The organism is Cryomorphaceae bacterium 1068, from assembly GCA_027214385.1.
GTDB lineage: Bacteria > Bacteroidota > Bacteroidia > Flavobacteriales_D > Cryomorphaceae > JAKVAV01.
Window position 1 is genome coordinate 95,991 of record JAPVXR010000014.1, and the last position, 24,222, is coordinate 120,212.

Sequence of the window (24,222 nt, forward strand, 5' to 3'; positions counted from 1 at the left end):
CTACTTTCGGCCCTTTTCCGGATCGTAAAAGGTTGAAATGGAATGGTTAAACCCAGCCTCCTCATTCACATTGATTTTGTGGAAGAAACTGATTTCCTTTCGGTATTGTCTTGAAGGATCGGCCTTAGATCTTATAAACAGCGAAAACTCAATGGTGAATGCCTGTCGTTTTACGGAAGAATCGGGCATGAAAGTGAGCTGAAGTTGTCCATCGCTCAAGTCAGAATCGACCAACTCTATCCCAGTTGTGCGAGTGTTGAGATTAATGTCTTGAAATGCTGTAGGGTCGAGTTCATAATTCGGCCCGAAATCCAAGCTGTAGCTTAATTCGTTTAGGCCATTTCCGAGTGTCAGCTCCTCGCCATCCCGTAAATCCATTAACCCTTTTCCTTCTCCACGACCTACACATTCATAATTGATAAGCCCAATGCTACCCACTTCAGAGGTCTCAAAGTTGAACGTGCGGATAGCGCCATTTCCCGCATCAGCGATAATCAAAGTTTTTCCCAGTATGGCAACATCCATAGGCTGCTTGAATAGCGGGCTGAATCCATTTCGGTATCCTGAAATTTTGGGATTACCCGTCAGGGTCTCTGATCTTTCTTTAAAGGGTTCTATGGCTCGAATGCAGTTGTTATAGGTATCTGCCAGATAGATTTTATCGGCAAAAGATACGATGCCATTCGCGTATCGCAATTTGATCTCTTCCTTTTTGCCATCGGCATATCCGAAGGTGAATACTCCTTCTCCAACAGCTGTCGCGACTTTTCCATCATCCAAGTATCTCAGAGCGGATGCCTGCGCGTCGGTGAAGAAAACTGCTCCGGATGGATCTGAAGATAAACGCGAGGGTGCAGCCAATTGAGACTTTAGTGCTTCTCCATCGGTAAAACCGAATTCCTCAGTACCTGCTATAGGTTCAGCCACTTCGGTTCTTACATCCATCTTCCAAATTTGATTGCTTCCCTGCATGCTGATGTAGAGTTCATTTCCATCTAAGAGGAGATCAGTAGGAGCGTTGATGGAGGAATTAATACCTATAATTTTCTTCGGCATTTTCTTCGGTGGGCGTCCGCTGCCCATTATCGTAGTGACCTTGTCATTGATAAGGTCGACTTTGCGAACTGCATGATTATCGGTATCGGCAATGTAAAGGATAAAGTTATCTGAGTCCATCGCCATACCTCTCGGTCCATTAAAAGATGCTTGTTCCAGTGTCCCGTCTTTAAAACCTGCCTCACCCGTGCCGATGCAATACATAACATTGCCATCAATAGTGAGTCCCAAGACTCTGTCTCCAAGTTGATCGGAAACGAAAATCATGCTTTCTTTTTCATTGACTGCGAGACCCGTAGGATATTCCAGAACGGTTCGCTTATTCCACCTTCCCGGAGGCATTCCATAAAAAGCTTCAGGATTTCTGTCGGAATAAGGCCCCAATCGATTGATGACTTCAGGAAGAGACATTCGCAACTCTTGAAGGTTTAGTCGACCCTCTTGTGTGTGAATCAAGCTGCCTTGCGGGCTAAAGAACATTGTGGTAGGCCAAAATTCAATATCCATGCATTCCCAGAGCTCAAACCCCTTGTCAATGTACACGGGTAAGGGAATCTGTCGCTTTTCCAATTCGAACAAAATATCTTTTTCCTCAATTGGATAGCCGAATTTTGGATTCAATGAAATGATTATGCGAATATGAGGAAATGCCTTCTGCAATTTAGTCAGGTCCTCCATATCGGCGGTGGACATGTAATTATCAAATGTCCCAAAGTGAACTACGGTGACCTTACCGTAGTGTTCTTTTTCCATATTCGGCATTGCAGCGTTTACCCAATTCCCCGAATTGAATTGACAGAGTGAAGGGGCAGCTTTCAGGGTGGCTTCGAGCTCAGTTTTGGGAATGGAATAGAACTCTTCAAAGGTTTGGGCTTGAAGCCAGTTCATTGAAAGAAGTAGAAGTGTAATTAGGGTCAATCTCATTTTACCAAAAGTATGGACATAAAAAAGGGGAGCAAAAATTGCTCCCCAAAAATAGGATTTGATTTCAGTTACTTTACCGAATCCACGATCGCTTTAAAAGCGTCAGGGTGATTCATCGCCAAATCGGCCAAAACCTTACGGTTAAGTTGAATGTCTTTTCCTTTTAGCTTACCCATGAACTCAGAGTAGGACATGCCATGTTCACGCGTTCCCGCGTTAATACGCTGAATCCATAAGGAGCGGAAGTTTCTTTTTTTCTGACGTCTGTCACGGTATGCATACTGTAAACCTTTCTCTAAGGCGTTTTTTGCAACCGTGTAAACGTTTTTCCTTCTACCAAAGTACCCTTTGGTTTGCTTGAGGACCTTTTTTCTTCTTGCCCTCGAGGCTACTGAATTTACTGATCTTGGCATTTTGTTTCTTTTTTGAAAATAAGTGCCGCACTCAACGCGCGAACTTCAAACTCATCTTCTGGTTTTTTAACCTGTTGAATTTACTTGTTAAGCATGTCTTTGACGTTCGCTACATCTGCTTGATCGACCAATCCCGTTTGAGTGAGATTCCGCTTCTGCTTCGTCTCCTTCTTTGTAAGGATGTGGCTTTTAAAAGCATGCTTTCTTTTGATTTTTCCCGTACCGGTGAACTTGAAACGTTTCTTAGCACTCGATACGGTCTTTTGCTTTGGCATGACCTGTTTGTTTTACTTGTTGTTTATTACTTTTTCTTCGGGTTGATCATCATGATCATCCGTTTACCTTCTAATTTAGGAAGCTGTTCTACTGCTCCCAAGTCGGCCAATTCTTTCGCAAAGCGAAGGAGTAAAATCTCTCCTCGTTCCTTGAAAACAATTGTACGTCCTTTAAAAAACACGTAAGCCTTTACTTTCGATCCCTCTTCCAAAAACTTTTTGGCGTGGTTGAGCTTAAAGTCAAAATCGTGATCGTCCGTATTTGGTCCGAATCTGATTTCTTTTACAACAACTTTTTGTTGCTTGCTCTTAAGCTCCTTCTGCTTCTTCTTTTGGTCGTAGAGGAATTTCTTGTAATCGATAATCTTACAAACGGGAGGATCTGCATTAGGAGCAATCTCAACCAAATCGAGCTCTTGCTCTTTGGCCATTTTTATTCCTTCTTCGACAGTTACTACTTGCGGCTCCTGTCCATCGGCTAATAGCCTGATTTGAGGTGCAGTAATTCTTTCATTGATCTTGTGAGGATCTTCCTTAATAACCCTTCTGGGTTTCCGCTTGTGAAATCTTTTCGCTATGACTTTATGGTTTTAGTTTCTTTTCAATTCTGAATCAATCTCCGTTTGGATCAATTCTGCGAAAGCTTCAATCTTCATTGAACCCTTATCGCCTTCTCCTTGCTTGCGCACTGAAACGGTGCCGTTGTTTTCTTCTTCCTCGCCTACAATCAGCATGTAGGGCATCTTTTCAACTTCAGCATCGCGGATTTTTCGACCCACTTTTTCACTGCGCTCGTCAACGAGGGCGCGAATATCGTAAATCTTTAGCTTATTTGAAACCGATTGGGCGTAATTGTTGAACTTGTCGCTCACCGGCAAAATCTTGACTTGATCGGGATTAAGCCAAAGCGGGAATTTTCCTGCGCAATGCTCAATCAAAACTGCCACGAATCTTTCCATACTACCGAAGGGTGCACGGTGTATCATGACTGGTCTGTGCTTGGAGTTATCAGCTCCTGTGTACTCCAACTCAAAACGATCAGGAAGCGTATAGTCAACTTGGATGGTGCCTAGCTGCCATTTACGACCAATAGCATCTCGGACCATGAAGTCCAGCTTCGGGCCATAGAATGCAGCCTCGCCTTCTTCGATGACATAATTTAGCCCTGCCTCTTCCACCGCTTCTTTGATTGCGTTTTCTGCTTTTTCCCAATTTTCGTCGCTACCGATATACTTGGCTTTATCGTTCGGATCTCTGAGCGAAACTTGTGTTACAAAATCATCGAAACTTAGCGTCTGGAAAATGTACAGTACCAAGTTGATCACCTTCTTAAACTCTTCTTTCACCTGATCAGGCGTGCAGAAGATATGGGCGTCGTCTTGGGTAAATCCTCGAACTCTAGTCAAGCCGTGTAGCTCTCCACTTTGCTCGTAGCGGTATACCGTACCGAATTCGGCAAAACGAATGGGCAAGTCTTTGTATGATCGCGGCTCCGATTTATAAATCTCGCAATGGTGCGGGCAGTTCATTGGCTTTAGCAGATACTCCTCATCTTCGTGTGGAGTTTGAATCGGCTGAAAGCTATCCTTTCCGTACTTGGCGTAGTGACCTGAGGTGACGTAAAGCTCCTTGCTCCCTATATGTGGTGTAATGACCGGGAGATATCCCGCCTCTTTTTGAGCGGCCTTCAGGAAGTTTTCTAATCGTTCGCGCAATACGGCTCCTTTCGGTAACCAAAGGGGTAGACCCATTCCCACCTTCTGGCTAAAAGTGAAGAGTCCCATTTCCTTCCCGAGCTTTCGATGGTCGCGTTTTTGTGCTTCTTCCAGGAGGTGTAGATAATCCTTGAGGTCTTTTTGCTTTGGAAAAGCCACTCCGTAAATCCTTGTAAGCTGTTTGTTTTTTTCGTCACCGCGCCAGTAGGCTCCTGCCAAAGACATGAGTTTGATGGCTTTGATTTTTCCAGTATCGGGAATGTGTGGCCCACGACAGAGGTCGGTGAAATTTCCTTGTGTGTAAAAAGTGATGCTTCCGTCTTCCAAGCCGTCTAGCAATTCGAGTTTGTATTCGTCGCCTTTTTCTTGGTAATAGGCTACGGCCTCGTTCTTGCTGATTTCCTTCCTGATGTACTCGTTTTTTTCACGAGCCAGCTCCAGCATCCGCTTTTCAATCTTGTCGAAATCTTTGTCGGTCATTACTTCATCACCGAGATCGACATCATAATAGAAGCCTGTCTCGATCGGTGGTCCTATTCCGAACTTCACATTTGGATAGAATTCTTGAAGCGCTTCAGCCATCAAGTGAGCCGAAGAATGCCACATAGTAGATTTTCCCTCATCGTCATTCCAGGTGAGCAAGCTCACTTCTGAATCTTCTTCGATTGGGCGACTGGCGTCGCGCACTTCGCCATTCACTTTGGCGGCAAGAACGTTACGCGCTAAACCTTCGCTAATGTCCATGGCAACATCCATGGCACTTGATCCTTTCGGGTAATTCCGTTTAGAACCGTCGGGTAGGGTGATTTCTATCTCCATTTGGGTCAGTCAAATTTGGGCTGCCAAAGGTAGTAATTGGATGAAAGGATTGAAATCAAAAGCCGATTATCGCTTAAAAACCTCAATTTCTTTGGTACGCTTTACCAAGTCAGTAAACTTTCCGTTGAATTTCGTGGCTCTTACCATATGGTTATCTATCCAGTGGTAGTTTCCGCCGCGTGGCTTGCCCATCAGTAGTCCATGGTATTTGAAGCCGTGCTTTTCGAGCCACATTTCGGTGACTTCACGGTGATCTTCCGTTCGAGAAGTAAAGAAGGTGATAATGTGACCCTCGTCGTACCACTTGTTTAATATGTCAAGTGCGTCAGGGTAGGGCTCACAAGTCCCCATTCTTTCGGGTTCCTCGTTGGGTACATCGTCAGTGACGGTACCATCGATATCGATGAGGTAGTTTTTTACGTCTTCATCGAGTTGAGGGGAAAGCTCATTTCCTTGATCGTCGTATAGTTTTTTGAGCGGGTGGCCGGCTGATTCGGGCATGTTGTCTTGTTTTGCCTGCACAGCTGCGCATGGCTGCTGAGCTAAGTTTGATTACAAAATTACATGGTACGGATGGATCAGCAATGAAGTTATTGTAAAAAGAACACTTAGTTATTGAGGGATAAATTTTATGTGAGAGAGCGTTGGACGAATTGGGAATACTTTATACATTTGCGCTCCCATTCGGAGAAGCGTATTTTGTTAAAACGCGTCTTTCGAGTGTTAGCCTAAACAGGAGAGGTGGGTGAGTGGCTTAAACCGCATGTTTGCTAAACATGTGTACTAGAAATGGTACCGGGGGTTCGAATCCCCCTCTCTCCGCAAGCCAAACCCGAATCCACGAAAGTGGATTCGGGTTTGATACTTGTAGGACCCACCCCTTGGGATGGCCAGACGCAGGAGGGCCAATCCTTTTAACCGAGATTTCGCTTTCACGAGCAGCCGTCGAGCTCTCTTGAGAGTTTGCGGTATGAAGAACACCACAAAAGAACGAAAGGTAATTGGTTCTCTTGTTCGGTTAAAGATTTATAATAAACTGATTACAACGCCGAAGAAGTTGGCTCTAGAAAAGCTGAAGCATTAAAAAAGTAACGTTTACAAAACAAAAATATCTGATTTGTCAGGTGTAAAGTAATTTTGAAATCTCGGGAAACTTGTCAATACAATTTATTGAGTTTGCTGAATCTAACGTAGACCTAGAGCCGGAATTTAGAATTCAGACTAATGTGCAGTCGAAAAAAATTAGAAATTACCATTACTCCTTAAATGCGACTATTCTCATTGGGGAAAAAAAACGATCACTAAGGGGGTATAGGTAGTCTGACACATTGTCGTAAAAGCGAATGGCAACGATATAAAGGGTATTTTTTGAGTGACTGTTTATTGTAAAATTGAAATGTTCGGAGAGTTCGGTGAAAGATTTGGTGAGATAAGTGCTAATTCGGTTGATGCAGGTAAGGTTTTTAAAATCGATTTCCACAGCGTAGCCTATGAATTCGATGGTATTGGCCTGAGTGGGCAATTGGGACAGAAATTGGAAACCCGGAAACTCGTAACTAAGCTCAGTGCCCGTAAACAGGTGTGGGGGCATGATAAGATCGAAAAGTGAAGATTGGGTGTTGAAGGCAAAGCCAGTCAGGTGATGAAAAGCGCCGATTGACGGGCGTTTCTTGCCTTTGGGGTTGGAGCGGTCGAGTATTCGGAATTTTTGAAAATGAGCTACAAGTCTCTTGTAAGCTTTCGGGTCGCGGTGTGAGGTGGACAAATCCAAGTCACAGATGCGATAGACTTCTTTGGCCATAGAAGAGCTGGATGCGAATTCAGATGCTTCTTTTCTTGGGGCATAGTCAGGGTTATTGGCATTATTTTTCCAGGTTTCTTTAGTAAATCCTCCCGGTTTACCTACTACGAGTTGGCCATTGATTTGACGGCCTACCACATCTCCGATTTTACCTCGGAAACCATATGGACCTGTTTGCTTTGCCATTATTATCGTTAGGTTATTTTTAAGCAACCTCAAAATAGAGCATTTATTGCATTAATTCAAGAGTATTCCAGCCCTTTAAAGAAGTAGAGATGGGGTTCTAATTAAGCTACTTAAGAGATCGATAGGGTTTGAGACGAAGCCCTGCTAAAGATGGACAGGGTCTAGAGGCAAGGAGTAACGCTTTATAAACGCTTTAGTAACGCTTGATGGACGCTTTATCGACGCTATATCCTTTTGGGAAATTCGATATTAAATCGTGGGAGTTAGTCTGTCTATTTGATTGAAGGTATAAGATACGGATTTAATCTAATAAGATGGTTCTATTTTTTAAATTTAACTTAGGATAATATTAACTCATGGCAGGCCAGAGGAGGGGCATTGAGAGAGCTGATTATTTCTTGATAGAAGTCATTTAAATGTACTAAACCTAGCTCATACCTCCTAACAGGCCACCGTTGTTCATACAGGCGGACTTTTATTGGTCATGATGTAGACAGATCCGTTTCGATTTGCTTTATCCTAGACCGTAGAATTTTTATGGGGAATGTTTATAAGGCTATCGTTTAGGACGTACTCAACTTATGAGAGCTGTGCATTGAGTTTCGGTTGTAAAGAATTGCGAAGCTCCAATTGATCATCTCCAAGCATTATAAGATCTCATTTATTACAAGTTAGGGTGTTCGGGTTTGGAATTAGCAGGATTCTCCGCATGATTCGGACCGGTGGCGTTTATTAAAAACAATCCCAGACTCCCTTATTTTCATTTCAAGATAAACTCAACATAGCTTGCTTGAAGGTTACGAAAAATGTGAGTAAACTGAAAAAATAAAGTGTGGTTGCTATTTTGCCCTTGTTGCCCAACTCATGAGAAGACCCTATGAAATAGCACTAACAGTGAATTTCTATATTACATTATTCCGACCTCTTTTCCCCATATTTGCATCAACCAATCTCAAGGATGAAAAAGTGGCTTAAAATTCTTCTCTGGGTTCTCGCAGCGCTCGTCGTCATTGTGCTCGTCTTGCTTTCTTATTTACCCACCTTTTTAGAGGATTACATTCAGGAGAATGATCTGGAGCTGATTGGCAGAGAGGTAGAAATTGAGAATATCGACATCAACTATTTTACCGGTAAGGTGAGCATCGAGAATTTTAAGATGTACGAAGAGGATGCTTCGACGGTGTTTACCTCCTTTTTTCACTTGAAGTTTGATTTGGAGATTGGTCACCTTTTTTCAAATGGCATTTATATCCAGGATTTTGTCATCGACGGATTCTTTGCTCGGGTAGAGCAAAACGAAGCCTCTTTCAATTTTGATGACTTGATGGATTCAGAAGAAACAGTCTCCGAATCTGAAGAGGAAGAGTCGGAACCTATGCATTTCACTTTGGCTAATTTCAAGATGAATGGAGCATCATTGGAGTACAGTAGCGAGATTCACCCTGAGGCTGTTTTTGACTCGTTGAATGTTGAATTGCCTCTTTTTAGTGATACGGTCAGTGTATTCGATGTTATGACCTCCTTGCACGTGGGGAGTGGCGGGCATTTGTCCACTACTAATCGAATCGATCTCGAGAACTCCTTTTACGATGTATTACTCGAGATGGAAGATCTGGATATTTCGCTGATCCGTCCCTATTTCGATCCCTACATGGAGTTGAATAGCCTCAACGGACTTTTCAATTCCGATTTGAGAATTCACGGGAGCTGGGAAGATAGCGATGTACTTGATCTCGGAGGAACGTTTGAAATAAATGAATTTGAAATGACTGACAGTCGCGACAAGAGAGTTCTGGCCTTGACGTCAATGGAGATCGGTGTAGATACGGTTCAGATGAAGGACGCGGTTTACACTATCGATCACATTAAGTTGGATGGCTTTTACGGCCTTTACGAAATGTACGACGAGAGCGACAACTGGTCGAATATGTTGGTAGCTTCTGCTGATACAACCGTGGTTGATTCTGTGGGAATGGCAGAAGCGGAAGTGGAGATAGACTACTCGAATCCATTCCAGCTTCTTGGTATTTATATGAAAGATATTGCGAGATCCTACAGCGAGTCGACTTACAAAGTCGAGGAGATTTCTATGATTAATTCTGCTTTCGATTTCAATGATTACATCCCATCTCAGCCGTTTAGGTATTCGCTTACTGATTTGGTGCTTCACGCCGATTCATTGAATTCTGCCAATGAGCAACTCACCTTCAACGCGGAGGCGACGCTGAACGGGACGGGTCGGTTTGAAGGGTATTTGAGAGTCTTTACCGATAATTTGGAAGACATCGACTTGCACTACGACATTCGTGGAACGGAGCTTTCCTTCTTTTCTCCCTACACTGCCGATTATGTGGATTATCCCATTTCTGAAGGTGACCTTTTGTACACCTGCGATACGAAGATTAGAAACGGAATAATTGACAGTCAGAATATTATCAAATTCAATCAATTTAACTTTGGCGGGAAATACGATGGTGAGCCATTTTATAACCTTCCGGTAAAATTGGCGGTGAGTCTGCTCAAAGATTTGGATGGAAACATAGAGATGGACATCCCCATCCAAGGAGATTTAAAAGATCCCGAGTACAAGTTGGGTAAATTCATATGGAACACGGTGAAGAATATTCTCCTCAAAGCGGTTACCGCTCCGTTCCGACTTTTGGCGGGAGTATTTGGAATGAAGGCGGAAGACTTGGAGAAAATCAATTTTGGCCACTTGCAGATGAAGTTGGACAAAGGCAATGAGAAGCAATTGAATGATTTGTACAAAGTCTTGAAAAACAAGGAAGACCTCAATATTGAATTCAAGCGAATTACCAAAAAATACGAGGCCATTGAGAATTATGCCATGGCTGAGGCCAAGTACCGATATCTTTATGATGGTGACGTTCCTGAGATTGACGAAATTTCTGACGAGGTCATGGAGGCCGTCATAACGTTTGACGTGAAAGATTCTCTCTTTATGCGATTTGTGGATGAGCAAATCATGGAGCAAGACCGTGAGCTTCCCATTCAACGAAAGTGCATGTTATTGGTAGGAGAGGAGCGCGCCGAAGAGAAAGTTGATCGAGTAGGTTTTAAACGCTCGTCAGCAATTTCGGATTACCTGATTTTGGAAAAAGGTCTGCCTGAGGAGAGAATCCGCTTTACTGCTTTGCCTGAGGATTCATTGATCACTCACCGCAGTAACTCAGTTTACAATGTGGGCTTTTGGGTAGTAGAGTAGCCGATTCGATTTACTCAGTAATATCAGAGTCGTTAATCGAGAAAGTGCATTTGTGATCGAATTTCTCAGGGATATTTTGAGTTTTGTCCGTTTCTACCTGCCAATTTGCACTTATTGAGATGTCCTTTTCCAAGGTTCCACCACCATCTATCTCAACAAACGCCGAATCTATTCGCTCGGCGCAATCCGGCTCTTCTTCTTCCGCTTGATTGGAGCTTCCGCGTGAAATTGATTTAGTGGAATTTGATGATATTCTCAACGTATCTCCTCTGGGAAATCCATCATTGTACAGCAGTATTATAATGTCGCGATCAGTTCTGTTTTGTATAAAACTCTCATAGTTAGTCTCTCCCGAGCAACTCGCGAGAATGATCAGAGCAGCTACAATGGCAAGTCGATTCATTTGACAAATTTGCACCATAAATCTGAAATTAAATTTCTTGACTTGGGGAAAAAGTTTTCTATATTTGCGCTCCCAAAATGGAACACGAGTTGTTCCGACTCGGGGTGTAGCGTAGCCCGGTATCGCGCCTGCTTTGGGAGCAGGAGGTCGTAGGTTCGAATCCTGCCACCCCGACAAAAGAAAAATGCCAGCGAGAGCTGGCTTTTTTCGTTTAAAGAGGTACAAAAGCTTGCTTTCTAGTACCTTTTTAAACGAAAAAAGCAAGATCGACGGAGGCGATCTGCATTTTTCTTTTGATTCCCTCCCCCAACAGGATCATCCCTCTGAGGCACAAGGAGGGATAACTATTGCGAACATTTTAGAGCGAAAGCTTGCTTTCAAGTACCTTTTTAAACGAAAAAAGCAAGATCGACGAAGGCGATCTGCTTTTTCCTTTGTCTTCCCCCCAATTCAGGATCACTGACCGCCATGGAGGTAGTCCTGCCACCCCGACTGCAAAAGCTCGACAGAAACTGTCGAGCTTTTTTGTTTTCTTGTATAAATGATCGTTTACATAATCTACAGCGATTCGATTGAGCAATATTACGTTGGCATAACGGCAAATCTGGATGATCGTATGCAACGTCATAATGGAGGTCGTTCTAGAACCCCAACTGATTCTGTCAGGCTTTCTTGTGTTTTCAATAATTACTCTTTTTAACTTCTTGGAGCTAACTATAAAACCAGCTCTCCAATGAGAGTGGTTTTTTGTTTTTCATCTCATTCGCTTTGTCCGAGCAGATTGCATATTTTCGCAAAATGAAAATATTTCGTTTTGCTCTTTTCAGTTTGTGCCTCACTTTGATGGCAAAATATACTTCCGCTCAGTGTGAGCCCTTTTTTGGTAAGCTGGTGATCAATGAAGTTTTACCTGGAAATGATAATTCGGGTGCTGATGAATTCGGCGAAAACGACGACTGGGTAGAAATCTACAACGCTTCTGATGAAGCCATTAATCTCGAAGGGTTTTTCCTTTCTGATAATGATGGAAATGAAACCAAATTTGTTTTTCCTGATTTTGAATTAGCTTCGAATGAAGTTGTCACTATCTGGTGTGATGATCAACCCGAACAAGGTCCCTTTCACGCGGCTTTCAGGTTGTCAGGATCAGGTGAAGAAGTAGGGTTGTACGATCCCGATACGCTGACGCTAGACTATGTTCGATTCGGAGCTGTTCCTGATGATATTTCAGTAGGTAGATTTCCAAATGGTGAAGGTCCGTTTAGCATTCTCATCCCGACTTTTGACGGCTTAAATACCAATAGCGTACAGCCGGGACTGGTCATCAACGAATACCAGTCTTCCAATGAATCTACCGCGCAAGACCAATGGGGCGGCTTCGAAGATTGGATCGAGCTTTACAATGCCGGAAACAGTCCCATCAATTTAGAAGGATATTTCCTAAGTGATAAAATCGGAAGTCCTACCGAGTTTGTATTTCCCGATACGACTTTGATGCCGGATGAGTATCTGATCATTTGGTGCGACATGGGATTGATGGAGCCCGGACTGCATACATTCTTTAGGCTTGGCGGCGACGGCGATGATATTTTGCTTTCCAACCCTGACACATTGACAATAGACTATGTAAGTTTCGGAGTGATTACTACTGATGAATCTGAAGGACGTTACGCCAATGGGACGGGGCCAATTTCCTGCTTTATTACCCCTACACATGGAGCCAATAACGGCGACCCCTTGAGCTCTGAAGAAATTATTGGAAATAAGACTTTCAAGGTGTACCCTAATCCTTCTTCGGGTTCTGTTGTAATTGAATCCGAAGAGTTTCAGCGCGGACTATTACAAGTCTTTTCTTCTGTAGGAACGATGGTTTATCAGACTACCTTGAATCAAGATCAGCAACGAATTGATTTGGAAGCTTTACCGCCTGGATTCTACGTGATGAAGTTCAACAATAGGATTGCCAAAATCGTTATTGAATAGTCGTGCAACTTTAAGTCTAAGGAAAGCGTCATGATAGTGCAAGATTTTGAATCCTTATTAAAACCTTTTTGATGAAGTTGAAAGCCGTACTTTTTTTTCTGTTTGTACCGTGTAGTATTTTTCTAAATGCCCAAGTCGTCGTTAATGAATTAAGTGCTGCTAATTTCGGAGGATTTGCTGATAATTACGGCGATTTCGAAGATTGGATTGAGCTTTATAACTCGGGAGGTGCCGATGTAGATCTGTCCGGATATTGGCTCAGTGATGATGAACTCGAACCCATGAAATGGGAGATACCCGCGGGAACGACTATTACTGCAGGTGGCTACCTCTTAATTTATGCTTCTGACAGAGACGAGAGTGTTGGAGGAAATCTCCACACCAGTTTCAAAATTACTCAAGCAAATCAAGAAGGGGCTGTACTATCAGACCCTTCCGGTACCATACTCGATTCTTACTTATTAACCATTGCGAATCAGCAAAATCACTCTAGAGGTAGAATCACTGATGGCTCGAATGACTGGGGTGTATTTACTACACCGTCACCAGGCGCGGCCAATGGAGGAGCCTTGGGAGAATATGTACCGTTGGAGATCGTGACAGCTCCGGGCTATTATTCGGGATCTGTTAGTGTTGAGATTCAATCCGCTGATGCGAATGCCGACATTTATTACACCACAGATGGAACAGTGCCAACAGTTGCTTCTACACTGTATACAGGCCCGATCAATCTGACTCAAACCGCCGTAGTAAAGGCGAGAGCTTTTAATGCCGGAGCCAATGCCCCCGCAAGTTTTGTGGAGACCAATACATATTTTTTAGATCAGACGCATGGTATTTACATAGTGTCAGTGAGTGGAGATCAACTGCCTACTCTTTTAGGAGGAAGTCAGATAGAGCCAATTGGTCATTTTGAACTTTTTTCGGCTTCGGGAGACTTACTGGCTGAATGTAACGGAGATTACAACGAGCACGGAAATGATTCTTGGGCTTATCCCCAAAGAGGAATTGACTACATTACACAAGATGAGTTTGGTTATGGAAATGAAGTAAACCATCAAATATTCGGAGGAAAGGATCGCGATGGATTCCAGCGATTGATTCTCAAAGCAGCGGCCAGTGATAATTATCCATTTGAGAATGGAGGTGCGCACATTAGAGATGCCTACGTTCAATCGCTTTCTCAACTTGCAGATCTGCGCGTCGATGAGCGCACTTATGCTCCATGTGTTTTGTACATGAATGGAGAGTACTGGGGTGTTTATGAGATACGTGAGAAAGTAGATGATCTGGACTTTACAGATTACTACTATGACCAAGGATCGGGTCAAGTGGATTTCTTAAAAACTTGGGGTGGAACTTGGGAAGAATATGGTTCGGGGGACGATTGGTATGATTTGCGCGACTACATTTTAGGAAATGATATGAGCGACCCGGCAAATTACGATTACGTGAACGATCTATACAATACAGGAAGTTTGATCGATTACTTTCTTCTCAATTCATACATAGTAAGTTCTGACTGGTTGAACTGGAACACGGGCTGGTGGAGAGGCCGTAATCCAGATGGAGACAAAAAGAAGTGGCGCTATATTCTTTGGGACATGGATGCTACTTTTGGTCACTATGCCAATTTTACGGGAATTCCAGATCAAAGTCCTGAAGCCGGACTTTGTGATCCTGAGCAGCTCAATGATCCCGGAGGTCAGGGACATGTGCCGGTTTGGAATGCACTACTTCAAAATGAAGAGTTCTTTGCTGATTATATCAATCGCTACTCTGATTTAGCTTCGTCCTATTTTTCGTGCGAATTCATGTTGAATCACCTCGATAGCCTTATCCTACTCATTGAACCGGAAATGCAGGATCATGTGGACCGTTGGGGTGGAAGCATGGCTGAGTGGCAATCAAACGTTCAAGAAGTCAGAGATTTTATTGAAGAGAGATGCGAGGTCATCAATAATGGAATAATCGACTGTTATCCGCAGTTGGATGGCCCATACACGGTGGTTTTTTATGCTGATCCACCAAATGGTGGTCGAATTGATCTACCCTCGATAGAAATTGATACATACCCGTATAGCGCAGAATATTTCGGAGGGATACAAGTAGATCTTGATGCTGATGAAAATGATGGCTTCATTTTTAGTCATTGGACTGCAAACAATACTGTTATAGCACCGGATGAATTCAGCGAAGAGATTTTTGTCAGTTTCACGGCTGATGATACGCTTATCGCGCACTTCGTTCCGGATATTTCGTACAGCCTCACTCTAGATGTGGAGCCTGCAAACTCAGGTTCGATAACAATAGCCGGAACTACTTACAACTCCTTCCCTGTAACCATCGATTTGGCCGAATCTGTTGATTATTCAGCTAAAGCACAACCTATCACAGGATATGGGTTTAGCGATTGGCAAAGCGGACTTGCACTTAGTCCGAATGCGGTAGCTGATAGTGTCACGTTCAGCATGACGGAGAATCAAACATTAACGGCGCGATTCTTTGAAATCATCAATGAGGTAACTTTTGATGTGGCGCCTGAAGGTGTTGGAGAAATTATTTTGGGAGACACGGCTATTCAAGACTATCCCACAACGATTGAACTTCCGGAAGTAGCAATACTCGAACTGAAAGCCAAGCCAACTGAACCTTTCTATGCCTTTTCACATTGGTCTTTCTTAAATGCAAACCCAAACCCTGACGAGGAGACTGCAGACATTTCCGTTCAATTTGAGGATCCCGATGTAGTAGTTGCAAACTTCATTGAATTGCCTAATTATCCGATCAGAATAGAGACCGAACCTGAGGGTGCCGGGTGGGTTAGACTTCCTGATACTCTGTTAAAGACCTTGCCATATGAGACTATAATGCTCGGTGACGAGAATATCGCAATAGAGGCAATCGAAAGAGACAAATATAAATTCTCGCATTGGGAAGTTAAAGTAGGAGCGGCAGCTCAAAACGAAAATTTACCATTGCTCAACTATCCATTTTTTGCTCCTACTCATCTCATAGCTCACTTTGATGAAAGACTGAATGCAGTATTCATCCCAAGTAGTTTTACACCAAATGGTGACGGCTTGAACGACATACTAAAGGTCTACGGGATCGAGGTTTCAGATGAGAACTTCAGACTATCCATTATGAATCGTTGGGGACAAGAAATCTGGTCAACCAGCGATATCAATGAAGGTTGGAATGGAGGTGGTGAAGAAGGCAGTAATTATTTTGCTCCTCCCGGATTCTATTCTTACTTCCTTCGCTATAGAAATGACATAACCGGCGATGTGGTTAGAACCTCTGGGACCGTATTCTTGATTCGCTAGGAATTAGCATTCAGTTAATTTTCGATATTAGCGGCTCCAAACCGGATGTATGATTCGAGTGTCATTTCTAATTTGTGCTATTTGCCTTTTTTTCTTCTCTTGTCAGGATAAGCCTGGTGAAGGCGGAAAAGCATCTATTCAAGGAAAAGTCTACGTAAAAGATTTCAATGGAAACTGCACGGTTCTCTTGGATTCATTTTACGGGATAGATGAAGAGGTTTTCATCATAGCAGGTGACGACCCCTCATATTTCGAGCGCGTCAGAACAGGTCCCGATGGTACATTCTGGTTTCCTTATTTGAGAAAGGGTAAATACGAAGTCTATGCTCTCTCTGAGCCATGCAATGTTGCAGGCGAACTTGAGGCTGTTAGCGTCCAAGTCGAAATCAAGGATAGAAAAGAAGAAATTATCACCGAAGATATTGTTGTACTAAGATGAGGTTAGCCGTTCTACATATAATTTTTCTCTTTGGATTTGGATCCGCTTTTGGTCAGTCGTCTAAGACAATACGCACGTACGGCATTGAAAAGAAGACTGAGACGTTGATCATTTACAACAATGGTATTGAGGTAGCTCGTTACACCGAAGAAGTAGAGATGTATAATTCAGAGGGTGATTGGGTAGAGAAGTTGACCTACTCTTCGGGAGGCGAATTGAAGCTTCACCAAAAACGCACTTATGATGGTGATGATGTCATTGATGAGACTACGATCGATCTAAATGGTTCGGGTATTAAGAATGCAAAACCACCAAGTTTCGAACGTATTCAATATGTATATGAAAAGGGTGAAGTAGTCTTAGAAAAAAAGTTATCCCAAAACGGCGAGGTACTTGAGCAGAAGGAATCCGTCTATAATAAGTTGGGAGACTTAATAGAAGTAACAACCAAAGATGGAAAGGGATCAGTCCTTAAGAGGGAAACGACAGAATACGACAACAGAGGCCTGAAGATTAAGGAAAGCATAACTGATTCCTCAGGGGCCATTTTGAAAGAAAAGATCTTTGTGTATGAGTAGTGATCTACTCGAGAAAATAGAACTAGTATTAACCCCTTTCGAAAGACTGGGGTTAAATGATTTTGGAGATGGCCGTTTTGCCGAGAGGCGCGACAGAAAATTTCCTTGTCACATCGACAAAATAGCTGATATAATAGAAGGTTTGGAAGATCATTATGACATGATTACTCCAAATGATGATTCTATTTCGGCAATAGGCACGCTGTACTTTGATACTCCTGATTACGATTTTTTTAAAGCTCATCATCGTGGAAGAGCTAATCGTTTGAAAGTGAGATTCAGAAAGTATCCGGATACGAAAACGTCTTTCCTCGAGGTCAAAAAGAAGTCAATCAAAGGATTAACACTGAAAGAGCGTGTCCTTTCTCCCTTCGAGTCCAATGATATTAATGAAGAGATGCGGGTTTTCTTGGAAGAAAACGGCATCAAGTCTTCTGCGCATTTGGAAGCCGTTTTAGAAGTAAACTACCGCCGCTTCAGCTTTATCAGTAAAGACAGGATTGAACGGTTTTCTATTGATTTTGAGGTAGAATTTAACAACCCTCACGGAAAAGGTAATTTTGGAAATCTGGCCATTGTTGAGGTGAAACAGCCGTCTTTGGAAACCACACCTATCATAAAAAAACTCAGAGAAAATCGCATTAGAGAAGCATCGCTTAGCAAGTATTGCCTTTCTTTATCGACTTTGATCCCTGAGCTGAAGTCAAATAGATTTAAACCTGCTTTACGAAGCCTGCAAGCACTATTTCATGAGCCTATACCTCAAAGCACTGTCTAAAAAGATATTACCATTTCTTCTTTTGTTAATTCCCGGGTTGGTGATGGGACAGTTTTTTCCTGCAGAAACGGTTGCCGTTGAACCAAAAGAACCAGCTGAATTTTTTGCATTTAGTATCACCCAATTTGATTCTGTCTTCTTTGTACGCTTAGCGATTGATCTGTTGAGTATGATTATTCTTTTGAGATTGATTTATTATAGAGTAACCGGCAGACATGATTTTTTCTTGACTTTTTTCATGTTCAACTTGGTGATTTTTATCATCACGATCTTGCTCAATTCAAATACCGGTTTCAGTATTGGAGCGGCTTTCGGGTTATTCGCCATCTTCGCTATGCTTCGATACAGAACGGAGGATATCAGTGTAAAAGACATGACCTACTTGTTCCTATCCATTACCATAGGATTGATTTCGTCCATTAACCAGGGAACCGCTGTTGAGATCGTCTTGATCAATTCGGTCATTCTTCTTGTAGTCTTTCTTATCGAGGGAAATGTTCTAATAAAGCAAGAGTACATCAAGACTATCGAGTATGAGAATATTGAATTGATCAAGCCTGAACGACACGAGGAACTGATGGCTGATCTCAGAGGGCGAACCGGATTGGATATTCACAAGGTGTACATCAAGCGCATCGATTTCCTCAGAGATACGGCCTTGATTAAAGTTCACTACCGCAGTCGCAAAAATCAGGATGCGTAGTCTTGCCATGGGCATACTCTTTTCACTGCTCTTTTTTAACTCGAGCGCACAGGAATCCAGAGATTTCGGCCTATGGGGTACTATTTCATACGGGGGTGAAATAAATGATGACATCGATTTCTCTATCGAACAAGAGGTTCGAATGGAACAAAATGCCACCGTACCTGGTGTCATTTTCACCAGTTTTGGAATTGACTATCGATTCTCCAGAGCATTTGAAATTGGCGGAAACTACCGCTTCATATTGAATGATCAGGAATCAGGTGTTTATGGCCATCGACACCGTGTCATGCTAGATCTTCAAGTCCGAGAGATACATCGCCAATGGACTTTTGCTTATCGAGCCAGAGGTCAATCAGAAATCCGTGCCCGAAATTATTCGAATGAATATGGTTTCGCTCCCACGGCCGATTTACGAAATACCGTAAAGACGGCTTACCAATTGAATCGAAGGTTTGAGCTCTATGCCAGCTTCGACTTGCGCGTATTACTAAGAGATCCTAGAATTCCTGAATACAGCGGAATTGATCGTTTTCGCTATCGAATTGGTACGGATATGCTTGTAGCTCGGGAACAAACGATTGGTATTTTTATTCAGCACCAAAGAGAATTAAATGTGCCTGGCCCTGAAGTAGAGTTCATTATTGGAATAGAGTACAAGTTTGGTAGTCGGCGTCAGTTAATGGAAAGCTAAATGCAAATTCTAATGTGCCGCTCTTTTCAATCGATCATTGATGGCACGACCTAAGCCTTCATTCGGTACGAATTCTGCCAAAATCAGACTTCCTGAAGTGTTGTCTAATCGCCTTAATGCTGCAAATAAATTTCTGGCTGCTTCTTTCATATCGCCTGATTGACTTAGTACCTCACCTGGAATTTCATAAGCTTGTTGAAATGAGAGGTAAGAACAATCCTCATCTCTGTGCGATTTGATCAATTCATCCAAGCTGCCGATTAGTATCTTCTTGCTCGGAGCGTAATGGCTACTGAGCATGCCGGGCGCCGACGGATTATCCGAGCTTTGGTTTGAGCTTTCGAAGACTCTAAGGAAGGGCTCAATTTCTTCGAGTGCTAATCCGCCCCATCTTAAGATTTGTGGAATATCCCCTTCGAAAGATATGATAGTCGATTCTACTCCTACTGAGGATGGTCCTCCATCCAAAATATAGTCTACCTTATCTCCAAGTTGGTCAGCCACATGTGCCGCTGAGGTAGGGCTGATGTATCCAAATGGGTTTGCACTCGGTGCTGCTAACGGGAAGGGGAGAAGCGATAGTAAACCTTGTGTGAGCGGATGTGAGGGCATTCGTATGCCAACTGATGGTAGCCCGGAAGTTACAAGGTCGGGTACAAGCTCTGTTTTAGGCAAAACAATGGTGAGAGGTCCAGGCCAGAATTCTTCAATGAGCTTTTCAGCCTCGCTCGGAAATGTTCGGGCAAGAAGATTCAGTTGATTAATACTTCCAATGTGCACAATGAGCGGATCAAAACTCGGACGATTTTTGGCCTCAAAGATTTTTAGAATTGCATCAGCATCCAGAGCATTGGCAGCCAATCCGTATACGGTTTCGGTGGGAATAGCTACCAGTCCGCCGTTTTTCAGGATTTCGGCAGCTTTTTCAATGTCTTGACCTATTTGCGCTTTCACAGGCTGCGAAGGTAATTCATGCAAGGTGAATAATTCAAAACCAAAGTATGAGCTCTATTACCAAAGGTCGAGCAATAGAGAAGAGAGGGTTCTTGCTTTTTCGAAAAGGGAATATAGATCCAATCCCCTTCGGCGATTGTGATTTTTCATTCAACAGAACCCTTTCAAGCAAGCTTGAGGCTTTTAAGGATAGCAGGATTGTTGATCCTTACATCTCCGAGAAGGGAACCAACATTCAATCTCCTTCGGTGATTGTGATTTTTCATTCAATAAAACCCTTTCAAGCAAGCTTGAGGCTTTTATTGAATGAAAAATCCCCGATCACTTGTGATCGGGGATTTTGGTCATCTAGTGATCGCGACAGGATTCGAACCTGTGACCGTCTGCTTAGAAGGCAGATGCTCTATCCAGCTGAGCTACGCGACCAAATCGGGGTGCAAAATTAATACTTCCTTTTACAAAGACTAGGTTTTGAATCGAAAATCGTAAAAATTGAATAGGGATGACTTTGCCAGAGGTTGAGAGGAAGGTGGAATTTAGTCAGAGTACTTCCGTTTTATCGCCTCTATCGCTTCGTCATCTTTGTCCACGGTTAGAAAGCTTAGTGCCTTTTGGCTTAATGCACGTCGAGGGGGTATTCCTGCCGATAAAGAAATTCATTTCAGACTTCAAGGTATACTTTGCTAAGAGGAGTATTCCGGGAGGAAGGGTAAATGTAAAATTGCAGTTAACTCTTATCTGTCAAAGTTGAGCAGTTGTAAAATAGTTTGATCAAAACAAGTTGTAATTCCTAAGAGGTTGGTAGTGGATGAATAATCCAATCGGATTGGTTTGGATTTTGTAATCACGAGAAGGCCGCAATTTTGATTGACCTTGATCAAATTTCAAGCTTCAATTCCCAGTTGCGTCATTATCCCTTATCTTCGCCGTCCTAAGTTATGGGCGAAAATTTTGATTGTATTTGGATTACCGGAGCAAGCTCGGGCATTGGAGCTGAAGCCGCCAAGCAGTATTCAAAAGGGAATAGCAGGCTGATTCTATCTGCTCGCAGTTTGGATAAACTACAAGCGCTAAAGAGTAGTTTGCCATGTCCTGAGAGGATCACTATAGCTGCTCTTGATTTATCCGATTCTTCTTCCATAAATACTGCTGTTGAACAAGTCTTGGCTAAAGAGATCATCCCAAATTTGGTGTTTCATGCAGGAGGAATTAGTCAACGCTCGTATGCTATGGAAACTTCGATTGAGGTTGATCGCCGAATTATGGAGGTCAATTACTTTGGCACCATAGAATTGACAAAAGCGCTCCTACCTGCGATGATAAAAAATGGTGGAGGTAGTTTTGCGGTGGTTACTAGTCTCGTAGGACTGTTCGGATATGGAGTACGTTCGGCATATTCAGCATCAAAACACGCATTACACGGATTTTTTGAGTCTCTCGATGTGGAACTGGGTGATCAGGGAATCAACTCAACTTTGATTTGTCCAGGCGGAGTTCAAACAAATATTTCTCTCAATGCGCTTCAAGGAGATGGGACCAAAACAGGTGAGATGGATGAAATGCAGAGTGAGGGAATGCCCGTAGCAGAGGCCGTATCAAAGATGATAGCGGGAGTCAAGCGAAAGAAGCATTTGCTAGTTATCGGAAGTGGGAAAGAAAAACTTGGCGTTTTTATGTACAAGTACTTCCCGAGTATTTTCTTTAAAATTGCAGCAAAGCAAAACCCAAGAGGATCAGTTAAGCTTTAAATCATGAGTAAAAACATCGGCGGAATTCAGCAGATTGGAATAGGTACGGTAGATGTACACAAAGAATGGGCCTGGTACCGAAAAAACTTCGGCATGGACATCCGAATCTTTGAAGACGCAGCAGAAGCTCCGCTCATGACTCCATACACAGGAGGAGTAGTTCAAAAAAGAGTAGCTGCCTTAGCAATGAATCTTGAAGGTGGTGGCGGCTTCGAAATATGGCAGTATACTTCTCGTACTCCCGAGCCTGCTGATTTCTCGATAACTCTTGCGGAAATAGGTTTCCTGGCCTGCAAAATGAAAACTCGAGATGCTGAGAAGGCATATCAACATTTGAAAAAGAATGGTGCTTCGCTGTTAACTGAGGTTAGAGTAAACCCTCTTGGTCAAAAGCACTTTTATCTCAATGACAAATCGGGAAACCTCTTCGAGATCTTGGAGGCGAATGAGTTTTTTAAAGACATCAATAGCCCTATTGGAGGAGTTTATGGTTGCTTAATCGGTGTTACTGACATGGATAAATCCATTTCTTTTTATAAAAACGTACTGAACTTTGATTTGATCAAATCTGATGAGCAAGGTATGTCTGAAGATTTTTCGGGACTTCCGGGCTCCAATCAGAAATTCAGACGAGTGATTCTGGAGAAGAGTAAGATGCCCATCGGCCCTTTTGCCCCATTGCTCGGCACGAATCAAATTGAATTGATCGAGCCACTTGAAAAAAAGGGAAAGAAGATTTTTGAAAGCAGATTCTGGGGTGATTTAGGATTTATCCACCTTTGCTTCGATGTTCAAGATATGGATGGATTGCGTTCTAAAGCAGAGGCTGAAAATCATCCTTTTACTGTAGACAGTGCCAATAGCTTTGATATGGGTAAAGCGGCAGGCAGATTTGCTTATGTCGAAGATCCCGATGGTGCTTTGATCGAATTTGTTGAAACACACAAACTGCCTATCGTAGAAAAATGGGGTTGGTACCTCAATCTAAAAAAGAGGGGAGATCAGGGTAAGTCTCTTCCTAAATGGTTATTGAATTGCTTCCGATTTAATCGAGTGAAAAATTAGGTAATTCAACTCCGGGATTTTTCTTCATCCATTCATTGATTACCACTTTCCTTCCAATACTTCCTGTGATATAATCTTTTCTTAGATCAAAACCACGTGCTGGAGAGTATTCCCTCCCGTAATAAATGATTTGTAGATGAAGCTTATTCCAAAGTTCTTTTGGAAACAGCTTTTTGGCATCTCGCTCCGTCACCTCTACATTTTTTCCGGTTGAAAGTCCCCATCTATACATGAGTCTGTGGATGTGAGTATCTACGGGGAAGGCAGGTACTCCGAAGGCTTGCGACATGACGACAGAGGCCGTTTTGTGTCCGACTCCGGGTAATGTTTCCAGATACTCCATATCTTCAGGAACCTGACCTCCCTTCTCATTGATCAGCCTTTTCGATAGTTCTGAAATCGCTTTACTTTTTCGCGGTGACAGGCCACATGGCTTAATGATACTCCTTATGTCTTCTACAGGCAATTTTGACATCGTCAGTGGATTGTCAGCTTTTTCAAAAAGATGCGGGGTCACGATATTTACACGCGCATCGGTGCACTGAGCACTCAGAAGCACTGCGATTAGTAAGGTGTAGGGGTCTTTATGGTCAAGAGGGATATCCATAATTGGATAAAGCTGTTCCAACTCTTTTATCACATATGCTGCTTTTTGGTTTCTCGTCATTTCTATTTTAAAGTTGAATCCGGCTATAATTCTATTTTGCAAATCTACTATCCTCATAGAATCATTTTCATTCCATATTCCAACTCCATATCAGATTTACTTTTCACAAATAATTCTAAAATTGAAACCTTACAAGAATAAAATATTTGTAGGCTACTGATTGCTTGAGCCCTAGTATTGGTAAGCCTTTGATTCGAATAGTTTCATCGGGCATATGCTTTAATTCAGCAGTTGAATTGACTTCTTCATCAAACATGTTGATCTTTGAATTTCATTTTTAAACCAAATTTAAGATGCTTACAAATCGAAAGTACACACTACTAGCAGTGTTAGCTATGTGCAGTATTTTCTTCTTGGGAATGCCTAACCAGGGCTACTCGCAATGCGACCCGGGAGAAACTGCCTATGAAATTACGTTAGCTCCCGGAGGGAGTTTTATTGGAGAAAGAAGTTGGGAGATCGTCCC

20 protein-coding genes and 3 tRNA genes are annotated in these 24,222 nt (G+C 42.7%); 12 read left to right on the forward strand and 11 right to left on the reverse strand.

Going from position 1 to position 24,222, the window contains the following annotated elements; genetic code table 11:
- The 6 genes from O3Q51_15270 to O3Q51_15295 form a co-directional block, all read right to left on the reverse strand.
- Entirely contained in the window at positions 1-1,980 is a 1,980-nt protein-coding gene (locus O3Q51_15270; protein MCZ4410183.1) for a hypothetical protein, read from the reverse strand.
- Between the two features lie 68 nt (positions 1,981-2,048).
- Complete coding sequence (gene rplT / locus O3Q51_15275; GenBank protein MCZ4410184.1) at positions 2,049-2,393, reverse strand: 50S ribosomal protein L20; 345 nt, start codon at positions 2,391-2,393, stop codon at positions 2,049-2,051.
- A gap of 80 nt (positions 2,394-2,473) precedes the next feature.
- On the reverse strand, positions 2,474-2,668 hold the full coding sequence (rpmI, locus tag O3Q51_15280) for a 50S ribosomal protein L35 (GenBank protein ID MCZ4410185.1): 195 nt from the start codon (positions 2,666-2,668) through the stop codon (positions 2,474-2,476).
- A 26-nt stretch (positions 2,669-2,694) separates the two neighbouring features.
- Positions 2,695-3,207, reverse strand: a complete 513-nt coding sequence (infC, locus tag O3Q51_15285) for a translation initiation factor IF-3 (GenBank protein ID MCZ4410186.1) — start codon at positions 3,205-3,207, stop codon at positions 2,695-2,697.
- A 51-nt stretch (positions 3,208-3,258) separates the two neighbouring features.
- A complete protein-coding gene (gene thrS, locus O3Q51_15290) occupies positions 3,259-5,202 on the reverse strand; it encodes a threonine--tRNA ligase (protein ID MCZ4410187.1) in 1,944 nt (647 codons plus the stop codon).
- Positions 5,203-5,268: 66 nt separating this feature from the next.
- Entirely contained in the window at positions 5,269-5,703 is a 435-nt protein-coding gene (locus O3Q51_15295) for a phosphoheptose isomerase (protein MCZ4410188.1), read from the reverse strand.
- Between the two features lie 234 nt (positions 5,704-5,937).
- Between O3Q51_15295 and O3Q51_15300 the strand changes: the two genes are divergently transcribed.
- A tRNA-Ser gene (locus tag O3Q51_15300) sits at positions 5,938-6,024 on the forward strand.
- 433 nt (positions 6,025-6,457) lie between these two features.
- Here the strand turns inward: O3Q51_15300 and O3Q51_15305 are convergent.
- Positions 6,458-7,189: a hypothetical protein gene (locus O3Q51_15305; protein ID MCZ4410189.1), complete on the reverse strand. Its 732-nt coding sequence runs from the start codon at positions 7,187-7,189 to the stop codon at positions 6,458-6,460.
- 958 nt (positions 7,190-8,147) lie between these two features.
- Here O3Q51_15305 and O3Q51_15310 point away from each other — a divergent pair.
- A complete protein-coding gene (locus tag O3Q51_15310; GenBank protein MCZ4410190.1) occupies positions 8,148-10,415 on the forward strand; it encodes a DUF748 domain-containing protein in 2,268 nt (755 codons plus the stop codon).
- A 10-nt stretch (positions 10,416-10,425) separates the two neighbouring features.
- Here O3Q51_15310 and O3Q51_15315 read toward each other — a convergent pair whose 3' ends face one another.
- Entirely contained in the window at positions 10,426-10,818 is a 393-nt protein-coding gene (locus tag O3Q51_15315) for a hypothetical protein (protein MCZ4410191.1), read from the reverse strand.
- Between the two features lie 100 nt (positions 10,819-10,918).
- On the opposite strand from O3Q51_15315, the gene O3Q51_15320 reads away from it, so the two are divergent.
- The 8 genes from O3Q51_15320 to O3Q51_15355 all read left to right on the forward strand — a co-directional run bounded on the left by O3Q51_15320 (position 10,919) and on the right by O3Q51_15355 (position 19,322).
- Positions 10,919-10,992 (forward strand) — tRNA-Pro (locus O3Q51_15320).
- Between the two features lie 624 nt (positions 10,993-11,616).
- Positions 11,617-12,801, forward strand: a complete 1,185-nt coding sequence (locus O3Q51_15325) for a lamin tail domain-containing protein (GenBank protein MCZ4410192.1) — start codon at positions 11,617-11,619, stop codon at positions 12,799-12,801.
- Between the two features lie 71 nt (positions 12,802-12,872).
- Complete coding sequence (locus O3Q51_15330) at positions 12,873-16,130, forward strand: CotH kinase family protein (protein MCZ4410193.1); 3,258 nt, start codon at positions 12,873-12,875, stop codon at positions 16,128-16,130.
- Positions 16,131-16,179: 49 nt separating this feature from the next.
- The gene (locus tag O3Q51_15335) at positions 16,180-16,569 is read left to right on the forward strand and encodes a hypothetical protein (protein ID MCZ4410194.1); all 390 of its coding nucleotides are present in this window, start codon (positions 16,180-16,182) and stop codon (positions 16,567-16,569) included.
- Positions 16,566-17,147 (forward strand): hypothetical protein, encoded by a 582-nt coding sequence (locus tag O3Q51_15340; protein MCZ4410195.1) that lies wholly within the window; start codon positions 16,566-16,568, stop codon positions 17,145-17,147. Before O3Q51_15335 ends, O3Q51_15340 begins: the two co-directional genes overlap by 4 nt.
- The gene (locus O3Q51_15345; GenBank protein MCZ4410196.1) at positions 17,140-17,925 is read left to right on the forward strand and encodes a polyphosphate polymerase domain-containing protein; all 786 of its coding nucleotides are present in this window, start codon (positions 17,140-17,142) and stop codon (positions 17,923-17,925) included. The genes O3Q51_15340 and O3Q51_15345 overlap by 8 nt, the downstream gene beginning before the upstream one ends.
- Entirely contained in the window at positions 17,897-18,628 is a 732-nt protein-coding gene (locus O3Q51_15350; GenBank protein MCZ4410197.1) for a DUF4956 domain-containing protein, read from the forward strand. The genes O3Q51_15345 and O3Q51_15350 overlap by 29 nt, the downstream gene beginning before the upstream one ends.
- Positions 18,621-19,322: a DUF2490 domain-containing protein gene (locus O3Q51_15355; GenBank protein ID MCZ4410198.1), complete on the forward strand. Its 702-nt coding sequence runs from the start codon at positions 18,621-18,623 to the stop codon at positions 19,320-19,322. Before O3Q51_15350 ends, O3Q51_15355 begins: the two co-directional genes overlap by 8 nt.
- Before the next feature lie 9 nt (positions 19,323-19,331).
- Here the strand turns inward: O3Q51_15355 and O3Q51_15360 are convergent, their stop codons facing one another.
- Together O3Q51_15360 and O3Q51_15365 are read right to left on the reverse strand one after the other, a co-directional pair.
- The gene (locus O3Q51_15360) at positions 19,332-20,276 is read right to left on the reverse strand and encodes an L-threonylcarbamoyladenylate synthase (GenBank protein ID MCZ4410199.1); all 945 of its coding nucleotides are present in this window, start codon (positions 20,274-20,276) and stop codon (positions 19,332-19,334) included.
- Positions 20,277-20,628: 352 nt separating this feature from the next.
- A tRNA-Arg gene (locus O3Q51_15365) sits at positions 20,629-20,702 on the reverse strand.
- A 512-nt stretch (positions 20,703-21,214) separates the two neighbouring features.
- On the opposite strand from O3Q51_15365, the gene O3Q51_15370 reads away from it, so the two are divergent.
- Both O3Q51_15370 and O3Q51_15375 read left to right on the forward strand, forming a co-directional pair.
- Positions 21,215-22,024 carry an SDR family NAD(P)-dependent oxidoreductase gene (locus tag O3Q51_15370; protein MCZ4410200.1) on the forward strand — a complete coding sequence of 270 codons (810 nt, stop codon included), beginning with the start codon at positions 21,215-21,217 and terminating at the stop codon, positions 22,022-22,024.
- A 3-nt stretch (positions 22,025-22,027) separates the two neighbouring features.
- On the forward strand, positions 22,028-23,089 hold the full coding sequence (locus O3Q51_15375; protein ID MCZ4410201.1) for a VOC family protein: 1,062 nt from the start codon (positions 22,028-22,030) through the stop codon (positions 23,087-23,089).
- Here O3Q51_15375 and O3Q51_15380 read toward each other — a convergent pair.
- On the reverse strand, positions 23,070-23,756 hold the full coding sequence (locus O3Q51_15380; GenBank protein ID MCZ4410202.1) for an endonuclease III: 687 nt from the start codon (positions 23,754-23,756) through the stop codon (positions 23,070-23,072). The genes O3Q51_15375 and O3Q51_15380 overlap by 20 nt on opposite strands.
- Positions 23,757-24,222 lie beyond the last annotated feature (466 nt).

Excerpts from the sequence above, each read along its gene's own strand:
- O3Q51_15270 (MCZ4410183.1), bottom strand. The coding sequence starts at position 1,980 with ATGAGATTGACCCTAATTACACTTCTACTTCTTTCAATGAACTGGCTT.
- O3Q51_15345 (MCZ4410196.1), top strand. The coding sequence starts at position 17,140 with ATGAGTAGTGATCTACTCGAGAAAATAGAACTAGTATTAACCCCTTTC.
- rplT (MCZ4410184.1), bottom strand. The coding sequence starts at position 2,393 with ATGCCAAGATCAGTAAATTCAGTAGCCTCGAGGGCAAGAAGAAAAAAG.
- O3Q51_15305 (MCZ4410189.1), bottom strand. The coding sequence starts at position 7,189 with ATGGCAAAGCAAACAGGTCCATATGGTTTCCGAGGTAAAATCGGAGAT.
- O3Q51_15310 (MCZ4410190.1), top strand. The coding sequence starts at position 8,148 with ATGAAAAAGTGGCTTAAAATTCTTCTCTGGGTTCTCGCAGCGCTCGTC.
- O3Q51_15315 (MCZ4410191.1), bottom strand. The coding sequence starts at position 10,818 with ATGAATCGACTTGCCATTGTAGCTGCTCTGATCATTCTCGCGAGTTGC.
- O3Q51_15380 (MCZ4410202.1), bottom strand. The coding sequence starts at position 23,756 with ATGACGAGAAACCAAAAAGCAGCATATGTGATAAAAGAGTTGGAACAG.
- O3Q51_15370 (MCZ4410200.1), top strand. The coding sequence starts at position 21,215 with ATGGGCGAAAATTTTGATTGTATTTGGATTACCGGAGCAAGCTCGGGC.
- O3Q51_15295 (MCZ4410188.1), bottom strand. The coding sequence starts at position 5,703 with ATGCCCGAATCAGCCGGCCACCCGCTCAAAAAACTATACGACGATCAA.
- thrS (MCZ4410187.1), bottom strand. The coding sequence starts at position 5,202 with ATGGAGATAGAAATCACCCTACCCGACGGTTCTAAACGGAATTACCCG.
- rpmI (MCZ4410185.1), bottom strand. The coding sequence starts at position 2,668 with ATGCCAAAGCAAAAGACCGTATCGAGTGCTAAGAAACGTTTCAAGTTC.
- O3Q51_15355 (MCZ4410198.1), top strand. The coding sequence starts at position 18,621 with ATGCGTAGTCTTGCCATGGGCATACTCTTTTCACTGCTCTTTTTTAAC.
- O3Q51_15335 (MCZ4410194.1), top strand. The coding sequence starts at position 16,180 with ATGATTCGAGTGTCATTTCTAATTTGTGCTATTTGCCTTTTTTTCTTC.
- O3Q51_15350 (MCZ4410197.1), top strand. The coding sequence starts at position 17,897 with ATGAGCCTATACCTCAAAGCACTGTCTAAAAAGATATTACCATTTCTT.
- O3Q51_15375 (MCZ4410201.1), top strand. The coding sequence starts at position 22,028 with ATGAGTAAAAACATCGGCGGAATTCAGCAGATTGGAATAGGTACGGTA.
- O3Q51_15325 (MCZ4410192.1), top strand. The coding sequence starts at position 11,617 with ATGAAAATATTTCGTTTTGCTCTTTTCAGTTTGTGCCTCACTTTGATG.
- O3Q51_15330 (MCZ4410193.1), top strand. The coding sequence starts at position 12,873 with ATGAAGTTGAAAGCCGTACTTTTTTTTCTGTTTGTACCGTGTAGTATT.
- O3Q51_15340 (MCZ4410195.1), top strand. The coding sequence starts at position 16,566 with ATGAGGTTAGCCGTTCTACATATAATTTTTCTCTTTGGATTTGGATCC.